The 10,238-nt window shown below is 73.9% G+C and carries 10 protein-coding genes; 8 read left to right on the forward strand and 2 right to left on the reverse strand.

Features of this window, described 5'->3' with window-relative positions; translation table 11 throughout:
* Positions 1–94: 94 nt before the first annotated feature.
* Positions 95–1,915 (forward strand): SpoIIE family protein phosphatase, encoded by a 1,821-nt coding sequence (locus QOZ88_RS22095; protein ID WP_306001843.1) that lies wholly within the window; start codon positions 95–97, stop codon positions 1,913–1,915.
* 58 nt (positions 1,916–1,973) lie between these two features.
* Positions 1,974–2,978, forward strand: coding sequence for a DNA topoisomerase IB (locus QOZ88_RS22100; RefSeq protein WP_306001844.1), 1,005 nt, complete (start codon positions 1,974–1,976; stop codon positions 2,976–2,978).
* A 93-nt stretch (positions 2,979–3,071) separates the two neighbouring features.
* On the opposite strand, the gene QOZ88_RS22105 is transcribed toward QOZ88_RS22100, so the two are convergent.
* A complete protein-coding gene (locus tag QOZ88_RS22105; protein ID WP_091933845.1) occupies positions 3,072–3,464 on the reverse strand; it encodes an STAS domain-containing protein in 393 nt (130 codons plus the stop codon).
* Between the two features lie 261 nt (positions 3,465–3,725).
* Positions 3,726–4,139 (reverse strand): hypothetical protein, encoded by a 414-nt coding sequence (locus QOZ88_RS22110; protein ID WP_306001845.1) that lies wholly within the window; start codon positions 4,137–4,139, stop codon positions 3,726–3,728.
* A 192-nt stretch (positions 4,140–4,331) separates the two neighbouring features.
* On the opposite strand from QOZ88_RS22110, the gene QOZ88_RS22115 reads away from it, so the two are divergent.
* The 6 genes from QOZ88_RS22115 (at position 4,332) to QOZ88_RS22140 (ending at position 10,207) form a co-directional block, all read left to right on the forward strand.
* A complete protein-coding gene (locus tag QOZ88_RS22115) occupies positions 4,332–4,907 on the forward strand; it encodes a DUF1360 domain-containing protein (RefSeq protein WP_091933849.1) in 576 nt (191 codons plus the stop codon).
* A 138-nt stretch (positions 4,908–5,045) separates the two neighbouring features.
* Complete coding sequence (gene ku / locus QOZ88_RS22120; RefSeq protein ID WP_306001846.1) at positions 5,046–6,065, forward strand: non-homologous end joining protein Ku; 1,020 nt, start codon at positions 5,046–5,048, stop codon at positions 6,063–6,065.
* 1 nt (position 6,066) lies between these two features.
* Positions 6,067–7,035 (forward strand): non-homologous end-joining DNA ligase, encoded by a 969-nt coding sequence (gene ligD, locus QOZ88_RS22125; protein ID WP_306001847.1) that lies wholly within the window; start codon positions 6,067–6,069, stop codon positions 7,033–7,035.
* Between the two features lie 34 nt (positions 7,036–7,069).
* Positions 7,070–8,002 (forward strand): non-homologous end-joining DNA ligase, encoded by a 933-nt coding sequence (gene ligD, locus QOZ88_RS22130; RefSeq protein WP_306001848.1) that lies wholly within the window; start codon positions 7,070–7,072, stop codon positions 8,000–8,002.
* A 58-nt stretch (positions 8,003–8,060) separates the two neighbouring features.
* Entirely contained in the window at positions 8,061–8,549 is a 489-nt protein-coding gene (locus QOZ88_RS22135) for a Fur family transcriptional regulator (RefSeq protein WP_306001849.1), read from the forward strand.
* Positions 8,546–10,207: a catalase gene (locus QOZ88_RS22140; protein ID WP_306001850.1), complete on the forward strand. Its 1,662-nt coding sequence runs from the start codon at positions 8,546–8,548 to the stop codon at positions 10,205–10,207. The genes QOZ88_RS22135 and QOZ88_RS22140 overlap by 4 nt, the downstream gene beginning before the upstream one ends.
* Positions 10,208–10,238 lie beyond the last annotated feature (31 nt).

A 10,238-nucleotide genomic window follows, 5' to 3' on the forward strand; every position in this document is an offset into this window, starting at 1 on the left:
ACGGCGACGACCGCGAAACGTGGCCCGGACCACGGGTTCCGCCCCCCGGGCACGCGGTTGCCGCCTCCTGGACCCTGCTGTTTGCTGGCCGGAGATGAGCACCGGTTCCGGCAGTCTGCCACCTCCCGCCGACGGCGCCCTGGACGAGGGTTCCGCCGTGCTGCTCGCTGCCATGGAGACCTCGCCGGACGCGCTGTTCTGCCTCGCCGCCGACGCGGACCGGCCGCTGTGGGCCAACGCCCGCGCCCGCGGGCTGGAGGTGCGCCGCGGCGGTCTGCCCGAGCTCTCCGGCCGCCCGCTGGCCGACCTGGTCGACGCCGCCCTGCGCGCCGGCCAGACCGAGACCCTCAGCGGCCCCCTCGGGACCGAGGGGCCGATGGCGACGGCCACGGTGCGGCCCATGGCGGTCGGCGGACGGCCGGGCGCGCTGCTCGTCATCGAGGCGCTCGCCGCCGACGACGTCCACCGGGCGCAGCAGGCGCTGCTGCCGCCGTCGCTGCCGATGCTCCCCGACGTCGCGCTCTCCGGCAGCTACCACCGCGCGACCGAGCTCTCCGCGGCCGGTGGCGACTGGTACGACGCCGTGCCGCTGGGCAAGGGCAGGGTCGCCCTGGTGGTGGGCGACGCCGTGGGGCACGGGGTGGCCGCGGCCGGTGCGATGAGCCGGCTGCGCGGCGCGCTGCGCTCCACCCTGCTCGGCGACCCGGAGCCGGCGGCGGTGCTCGGCGCGCTGGACGCGTTCGCGGCCCAGATGGACGACGTCGAGGGCACGTCGGTGTTCTACGGCGTGCTCGACGCCGCCACCGGCCGCGTGGTCTACAGCGCGGCCGGGCACCCGGCCCCGCTCGTGGTGCACGCGGACGGGAGCAGCACCTTCCTGGCCGTGACCCCCCGGCCCCCGCTCGGCAGCCTGCCCGGGGCGCCCGCCCCCGTGCACGAGGCTCAGCTGGCCCAGGGCGCCACGCTCGTGCTCTTCTCCAACGGGGCGGTCGTCGGCCTCGACGAGCCGCCCGCCGAGGCGCTGGAGCGGCTGGGCGCGGCCGCGCGCGCGGTGCTGGACGAGCCCGGCTCCCTCGACGTCGAGGCGGCGGCCGGGCTCGCCGGGGCGATCGCCGAGGGGGTGCGCCGGCCGCACGGCTGGCTGGACGACGTCGCCGTCCTGGTCGCCCACCGGCGGGCGACCACCCACGAGGCCCTCCGGCTGGACCTGGTGGCGGTGCCGGCGGCGCTGCCCGGGGTGCGCCGCCGGCTCAACGCCTGGCTGACCGAGCTCGGCATGGGGGAGCAGGACCGGGTGGGCGTGATGGTCGCGGTGGGTGAGGCCTGCGCCAATGCCGCCGAGCACGCCTACCGGGGGGTGGAGCCCGGATCCATGTCGGTGACCGCCCAGGTCGACGTCGACGGCGTCCTCACCGTGACGGTGCACGACGAGGGCACCTGGCGCCCACCGGACCGCGATCCCGGCGACCGGGGGCGCGGGCTGCTCATCATGCGGCAGTTGGTCGACGGCGTGACCCTCGCCGAGGACCACGGGACGACGGTGACGCTGAGCTTCCGGTTGCGGCGGACCCCGGACGAGGAGGCCGACCCGCACCGCGTCGTCGAGGGCGCCGACGTGGTGGTCGACCGCGAGGGCCCGCGCCCGGTCGTGCGGGCCGGTGGCGTGATCGACGCCACCGCCGCGGAGCAGCTGCGCATCCGGATGCTGGAGGCCAGCCACGGCGGTGCCACCCCGATGGAGCTCGACCTCTGCGAGGTCGGCCTGTTCAGCAGCGCGGCGGTCCGCGTCGTGCTGGCCATGGCGCGCATCGCCCGCGACGAGTCGTGGCGCCTGGTGGTGCTCGCCCCCGAGGGCGGCGTGACCCGGCACGTGCTCGAAATCAGCGGCATCGACGGGCTGGTCGACCTCTGCTGAGGTGTGACACTGCGTACCGCGGGGTTTGCGGAACGCCCGCGGTGCCCATGGACCGCCCGTGAGACTGCGGCGCAGCGACGTGCACGGCCCCGGCTACCGACGCCGCAGGGCCGGACGGGGCTTCGCCTACCACGACACCGACGGCAGCCTCATCAGGGACGACCGGCTGGACCGGCTCCGGGCGCTGGCGGTCCCGCCCGCCTGGAAGGACGTCTGGATCTGCCCGTGGCCCAACGGGCACATCCAGGCGACCGGCGTGGACGCCGCCGGGCGCCGGCAGTACCGCTACCACGACGAGTGGCGTGCCCGGCGCGACGCGGAGAAGCACGAGCGGGTGCTGGAGATCGCCCGCCAGCTGCCGGACGTCCGTGACGCGGTGACCGCCGCCCTGCGCACCCGTGGGCCGAACCGGGAGCGGGTGCTGGCCTGCGCGCTGCGGCTGCTCGACCTGGGCACCTTTCGCATCGGCAGCGAGGAGTACGCGGAGGAGAACGGCACCTACGGGCTGGCCACCCTGCGCCGGGAGCACGTGACCGTGCGCGGGGAGAAGACGTTCTTCCGGTACACCGCCAAGGGCGGCATCGAACGCGAGGTGGAGATCGTCGACCGACCCACGGCGACCGTGGTCCGCCAGCTGCTCGAGCGGCCGGACGACACCGGCGATGACCTGCTCGCCTACTCGACCGACGACGGCTGGAAGGACGTCACCAGCGACGAGATCAACGCCTTCCTCAAGGAACTGAGCGGCGCCGACATCACGGCCAAGGACTTCCGCACCTGGAACGCCACGGTGATGATGGCAGCCGCCCTGGCCGAGGCGCCCCCGCCGGCGTCGAAGACCGCCCGGAAAAAGATCGTCACCGCTGCCTACAAGCGGGTCAGCGAGCAGCTCGGGAACACGCCGGCGGTCTGCAAGGCCAGCTACGTCGACCCCCGCGTCGTCGACCGGTTCGAGCACGGGGAGACCGTCGCCGAGGCTCTGGTCGAGGCCGACGAGGCGGACGCCGACCGGGACACCCAGAAGGTGCTCGAGCAGGCCGTCTGCCGGCTGCTCTCGGACTGAGGACGACGAAGGCCCCGTTCCGCGGTGCGGAGCGGGGCCTTCGTCGAGGACCTGGTCCCGACGCTCACCTCGAGGGTGAGAGGAACGTGGCCGTCAGCGGGCGTCGGCGATGGTGAAGAGGTCGATCAGGCCGGTCACCTCGAGCGGCCGCGTGACGGCGCGCGTGGTGGCGATCAGCCGCAGGGCGACCTCGCGGCTGCGGGCGGACTTCTGCGTCTCGACGAGGACGGCGAGACCGGCCGAGCCCAGGAACTGGACGCCGGACAGGTCGATCACCAGTTCACGCGGCTGCTGCTCGAGCTGGCTGTCCAGGGTCGAACGGAGCACGGGAGCGGTGAAGGTGTCCACCTCGCCGACGACCGTGACCGTGACAGCGCCGTCCTCGTCGGTGGAGGTCGACAGCGTGATCACGTCGTCGAAGGGTGCCTCGGTGCCCTCGGTCGACACGTCGGGCTGCCCCTCGGCGGGCAGGTCGGAAGTGGTCACGGACAGTGGCTCCTCTCGGCGGACCCGGGCGACGGGCCGCCCGGACAATCTACCGCTCTGCGGCGCCGGGGACCCGGGCCCCCGGCTCGCGGTGGTCGAACGTGTCGCGCACCGGACCACCTGGTCCAGCACGTCGCGGCTGCCTGCTGAACCGCTGACCCAACGTAGACAACCGGCCGGGCGCGCGCCAACCCACCCCCCCGGAGCGCACCCGGTCGGGGCACAGGGGGGTGGGTCGGCGGTGCGTGCGGGGGGAGCGGCTCAGCCGTCGGTGACGTGGACGGCGGACTCCTCGGGGCCCTCGCCGCCCACGGGCAGGTCCGCGGTGGCCTCGACGTCGTCGGCGGTGCGGTTGGTGCCCGAGTCGCTGTCGGGGGTGGTCGAGGTGTCCTGCTCCAGCTGGGCGTCGGCGCGGTCCGGGTCCTCGGCCGGCCGGACGTCGAGCGCGTCGTCGGGCAGCTCTCGCTCCAGCCGCTCGGTCAGCGGCTCGCCGTCGGACTGCTCGCGGGCCGTGGTGCCGAAGTCCGTGGTGGCGGTCGGCCGCTCACCGGGCAGCGGCTCGAACTGCGGGTCCTCGGCGCGGTCCATGGTGGGGGAGTCGTCCTGCGCCACCTCGGGGATGCCGTCGTCCTCGGGGAAGACGTCGCGCGCGGTCTGGCCCTCGGGCTGCGTCATGCGGTGCCTCCGTCTCTGCGCGGGTGCGCTCGTGGTTCTCGCCGGCGTCGCACGGGGGACGCCGCGCCGGTCGGGGGACCGGCGTCGGACCACCGCCCTACCCGGGCGCCCGGCGGCCATGCGCCGGTGTGCGTCGCCGCACTGCGGCGACGGGGGCGGCATGGTCGTGCGCCGGCCGGGTAGCGGGGGGCCATGGCGATCGCAGACGAGGTGCAGCGGGTCGGCGCCCCCCTCCGCCGGTGGGCACGGACCCAGAAGCGCGAGTACACCCATGGGGAGCCCCGGCCGCTGGGCGGCTCCCTCGGCGCGATGGGCGTGTACTCGAGCCTGGTGGCGGCCGGGGCTGTGGCGGTGCGCGCGTCGGGCCGCCAGCTGCCCGAGCGGATTCCCTTCGGCGATGCCGCGTTGCTCACCATCGCGACCTTCCGGCTCGCCCGCCGGCTGGCCAAGGACCCGGTGACCGCCCCGATCCGGGCGCCGTTCACCGCTTTCCAGGGCGCCTCGGGCCCCGCGGAGATCGAGGAGGAGGTGCGGGAGCACGGCGGGGTGAAGCATGCCGTGGGGGAGCTGCTGACTTGCCCGTTCTGCCTGGCCCAGTGGGTGGGCACGGCCTTCGTCTTCGGGTACGTGACGGCCCCGCGCGCCACCCGGCTGGCCGCCCTGACGATGACCACCGTGGCCGGCTCCGACGTCCTGCAGTTCGTGTACGACTCGATCCAGAACGGGGCGCTCGCGCCGACGGGGGACGGGCCGGCCGAGCCGGTCTGACGCCTCGGCGGTCGCTCGTCGGGGGGACCCGGCGCGTCGTTCGCGCTGCCGCGGAGGGCGCTGCGGACCTATCCTGCGATCTTGACCCGGCTGCGGGCCGGGGACCGCCCGGCGGAACGGGTGCGAGGGAGGCTCGGCATGCGATCGATCTGGCGCGGCGCCGTGTCGTTCGGCCTGGTCAGCATCGGCGTGAAGCTGTACTCGGCCACCGAGGACAAGGACATCCGCTTCCACCAGGTGCATGCGGCCGACGGGGGCCGGGTGAAGTACCGGCGGGTGTGCTCGATCGACGGCGAGGAGCTGGAGTACGCCGACATCGCCAAGGGCTACGAACTGCCCAGCGGCGAGGTCGTCATCCTCACCGACGCGGACTTCGACGAGCTGCCGCTGAGCACCCGCCGCGAGATCGAGGTGCTCGAGTTCGTCGACCAGGGCGAGATCGACCCGATCATGTTCGAGAAGACCTACTACCTCGAGCCCGACGGCCCCGCGGCGCGCCCCTACGTCCTGCTGCGCGACGCGCTGGAGAACGCCGGCCAGGTGGCGATCACCAAGATCGCCCTGCGGCAGCGGGAGTCCCTGGCGGCGCTGCGGGTGCGCGACGGCGTCCTGGTGCTGCACACCATGCGCTGGCCGGACGAGATCCGGCGTCCCGACTTCGGCTTCCTCGACGAGGACATCTCGGTGCGGCCGCAGGAGCTGACGATGGCCGAGGCCCTCATCGGCTCGATGACCACCGGGTTCGACCCCTCGCAGTTCACCGACGACTACCGCGAGGCCATGACCGCATTGCTGGAGGCCAAGCAGAGCGGCGGCGAGGTGGCCCAGCCCGCGGAGGTCCCGGACGAGGGCGCCGCCGTCGTCGACCTGATGAGCGCGCTGCGCCGCAGCGTCGAGCGTGCCCGGGGTGGTGCCGCGGACGACGGCGCCGCGGAGGCGCCGGCGACGAAGGCGACGTCCGCGCGGAAGGCCGCACCGCGGAAGACCGCCGACGACGAGCCGGTGGAGAAGGCGCCGGCGAAGAAGGCCGCGGCGAAGAAGGCGGCCCCGAAGAAGGCGGCCCCGGAGAAGGCGGTGGCCGGCCCGGCGAAGAAGACGACCGCGCGGGCCGCCGGCGGCGACAAGCCACCGGCCAAGCGGGCCCGCCGCAGCGCCTGAGGTGGCGGCGCCCGAGCCGGCCGGCCTCCCGCTGCCGATGCTGGCCGTGCCGGGAGAGCTGCCCGCCGACGACGGCGGCTGGGGCTTCGAGTTCAAGTGGGACGGCGTGCGGGCGGTCGCCGGGGTGTGCGACGGGCGGCTGACCCTCTCCTCGCGCAAGGGCTCCGACATCACCGTCCGCTACCCGGAGGTCGGCCGGCTCCCGGATGCGCTGGCCGCTCGCGACGCCGTCGTCGACGGTGAGGTGGTGCTGATGGACGCCCGGGGGAGGCCGGACTTCGGCGCGCTGCAGAACCGCATGCACCGCACCGGGCCGGAGGTGCCGCGCCTGGCGGCGGCGGCGCCGGTGAGCTACCTGGTGTTCGACCTGCTCGCCCTCGACGGCGTCGACCTGCGCGGGCGCCCCTACGCCGAGCGGCGGGAGCTCCTGGACGAGCTCGCCCCGGCCGGCGGCCGCTGGGTGCTGACTCCCTGGTTCGCCGGCTCCGGCGCGGAGGTGCTGGCGGCCAGCGAGGAGAACGGCCTCGAGGGGATCGTCGCCAAGCGGCTGCGCTCCCCGTACCGGGAAGGGGTCCGCAGCCCCGACTGGCGCAAGGCCAAGAACTTCCTCACCCAGTCGGTCGTCGTCGGCGGCTGGCGGCCTGGCCAGGGCCGGCGCGCGGGCACCATCGGCTCGCTGCTCGTCGGCGTGCCGGACGGCGACGGCCGGCTGGTCTACGTCGGGCACGTGGGCACCGGCTTCGGCGACCAGGACCTGCACGACCTGCAGCGTCTGCTCACCCCCCGCCGCACCCCACCCTTCGACGGCGCCCTGCCCCGCGAGGTCACCCGGGACGCGCAGTGGGTGGAGCCCGACCTCGTCGGGGAGGTCGCCTACGCGGTGTGGACGGCGGAGGGGCGGTTGCGGCACCCGGTCTGGCGCGGGGTGCGCGACGACCTGGAGCCCGACGACGTGGTGAGGGAGTCGTGACCGGAGCGCGCAGCGGCAGCGGACCGGGTGCACCGTGAGCCCCGCCAAGCAGCTCGTGGAGATCGCCGGCCGGCGGCTCGCGGTGTCGAACCTGGAGAAGGTGCTCTTCCCCGAGGTCGGCTTCACCAAGGCGCAGGTCATCGACTACTACGTGCGCATCGCGCCGGTGCTGCTGCCGCACGTGGCCGGCCGGCCGGTCACCTTCACCCGGTGGCCCGACGGCGTGGAGGGGCAGGCCTTCTTCGAGAAGAACAGCGCCCGGCACGCCCCCGACTGGGTCCGCGGGGTGCGGCTGCCCAGCCCCGGCAGCTCGCGGGGGCGCGAGACGCTGGACATGGTGCTGCTGGCCGACGTCCCCGACCTGGCCTGGGCGGCGAACCTCGCGGCGCTGGAGGTGCACGTGCCGCAGTGGCGGGTGGACGACGCGGGGGAGCCGCAGCTGCCCGACCTGCTCGTGCTCGACCTCGACCCGGGCCCGGAGACCGGCATCGCCGAGTGCTGCGAGGTGGCCGAACGGCTCGGCGCCCGGCTCGAGGCCGACGGCCTGGACCCGGTGGTGAAGACCTCCGGCTCCAAGGGCATGCAGGTCTACGCGCCGATCGAGACGCCGGCCGACCGCGAGCACCCCAGCCGGTACGCGAAGAAGCTGGCGCAGGAGCTGTCGGCCGAGACCCCGGGCGACGTCGTCTGGCGGATGGAGAAGGCCCTGCGCCCGGGCAAGGTGCTCATCGACTGGAGCCAGAACAACCCGGCCAAGACGACGGTGGCGCCCTACTCGCTGCGGGCCCGGGCGGGGGCGACGGTCTCCACGCCGATCGGCTGGGACGAGGTGGACGCCGTGCGCGACGGCTCGCTCGACCCGGCCGAGCTGCGGTTCACGACCGACCAGGTGCTGGTCCGCGTGGAGGAGTACGGCGACCTGTTCGACGTCGCCGGCGCCGCGCGCGCCCCCCTGCCCGCGGCGTGAGCGGGGCAGCACCCTTCCTTTTCTTGACTCACTCAAGACAAGGGCGTTGGATGGACCCGTGGAGACGACCTGGGCGCACCAGCTGCGGGAGGCGGGGCTGCGCGTGACGCGCCCCCGCCTGTCGGTGCTGAGCGTGCTGGCCGACCGTCCGCACGCGGACGCCGGGACGATCCTGACCGGCGCCCGCGAGCTGCACCCGTCGCTGTCCCCGCAGGCGGTCTACGGCGTGCTCGAGGCGTTCGTCGCCGCGGGGATCGCCCGCCGCATCGAGCCCGCGGGTGCGCCCGCGCTGTTCGAGCTGCGGGTGGGCGACAACCACCACCACCTGGTCTGCCGCTCGTGCGGCGCGGTCGCGGATGTCGACTGCGTCCTGGGCGCGGCCCCCTGCCTGGCCCCCTCGGACGCGGCCGGCTTCGTCGTCGACGAGGCCGAGGTCGTGTTCTGGGGGCTGTGCCGGGCATGTCAGGACCGCGACCGCCAGGTCGCGGACGCCGCCGAACCCGTGCAGCTCGAGGAGCACGGGATCCGAGGAGGAGCAGGAGCATGACCGACGTCGCATCGCAGGGCACGGCGCCCAGCCAGGCCGGCAAGCCCGTCCTGACCAACCGCCAGGGCCACCCGGTCTACGACAACCAGAACCAGCGGACGGTGGGCGCCCGTGGCCCCGCCACCCTGGAGAACTACCAGTTCCTCGAGAAGATCAGCCACTTCGACCGGGAGCGGATCCCGGAGCGCGTGGTGCACGCCCGCGGCGTGACCGCCTACGGCTGGTTCGAGGCCGACGGCACCGTGGGCGACGAGCCGATCAGCCGGTACACCCGCGCCAGGCTGTTCCAGGAGAAGGGCACGCGCACCGACGTCGCGCTGCGGTTCTCGACGGTGGCCGGTGGCCGCGACTCCTCGGAGATGGCCCGCGACCCGCGCGGCTTCGCCGTGAAGTTCTACACCGAGGACGGCAACTGGGACCTCGTCGGCAACAACCTGGGCGTCTTCTTCATCCGGGACGCCATCAAGTTCCCCGACTTCATCCACTCCCAGAAGCCGGACCCGGTGACCTTCGAGGCGAACGTCGCCGAGCGGGCGTTCGACTTCTTCAGCCAGACCCCGGAGGCCATGCACATGGTCTCCCTCGTCTTCAGCCCCCGTGGCCTGCCGGCCTCCTACCGGCACATGCAGGGCTTCGGCGTGAACACCTACAAATGGGTCAACGCCCAGGGCGAGACGGTCCTGGTCAAGTACCACTGGCTGCCGAAGCAGGGGGTGAAGTCCTACACCGCCGAGGACGGCGCCACGGTGCAGGCGCAGACCCTCGGCGCGCACACCAAGGACCTCTACGACTCGATCGCGGCCGGCGACTTCCCGTCGTGGGAGCTGCACGTCCAGCTCATGAGCGACGACGAGCACCCCGAACTGGACTTCGACCCGCTCGACGACACCAAGGTGTGGCCGGAGGAGGTCTTCCCGCTCCGCAAGGTCGGCACGATGACCCTGGACCGGATGCCCGAGGACAACTTCAGCGAGAACGAGCAGATCGCCTTCGGCACCGGCGTGCTGGTCGACGGGCTGGACTTCTCCGACGACAAGATGCTCGTCGGCCGGACGTTCTCCTACTCCGACACCCAGCGCTACCGCGTCGGCCCGAACTACCTGCAGCTGCCGGTGAACCGCCCCAAGGTGCCGGTGAACACCAACCAGCAGGGCGGTCCGATGTCCCACGGCCGCGACGACGTGGGCGGGAACCCGCACGTCAACTACGAGCCGTCGATCACCGGCGGCCTGCGTGAGGCCACCTACCCCACGCACGACGAGCAGGGCCCGGTCGTCAACGGCCGGCTCACCCGCAAGCGGATCCCGCGCACCAACGACTACCAGCAGGCCGGTGAGCGCTACCTGCTGAGCGAGCAGTGGGAGAAGGACGACCTGGTGGCCAACCTGGCCGGGGCGCTGCAGCAGTGCCGCCGCGAGATCCAGGAGCGGATGGTCTGGCACTTCTTCATGTGCGAGGACGAGTGGGGTCAGCGCGTCGGTGAGGCGCTGGGCATCACCGCGGACGACGTCCGTGGCCTGCCGCCGCTGCAGTCGCAGACCCTCACCGACGAGGAGCAGCAGCGCGCCGCCAACCTCGGGAAGAACGGCCCGCGCGAGGTGACCGGCCTGGTCATGACGCATTGCGTGCCCAACGAGCGGGTCGTCGTCGCCGGCTGACAGCGGGCGGCACCAGCGCGACCGCGGCGGG

Origin of the sequence: Blastococcus carthaginiensis, assembly GCF_030731085.1 — a bacterium.
Taxonomy (GTDB): domain Bacteria; phylum Actinomycetota; class Actinomycetes; order Mycobacteriales; family Geodermatophilaceae; genus Blastococcus; species Blastococcus carthaginiensis.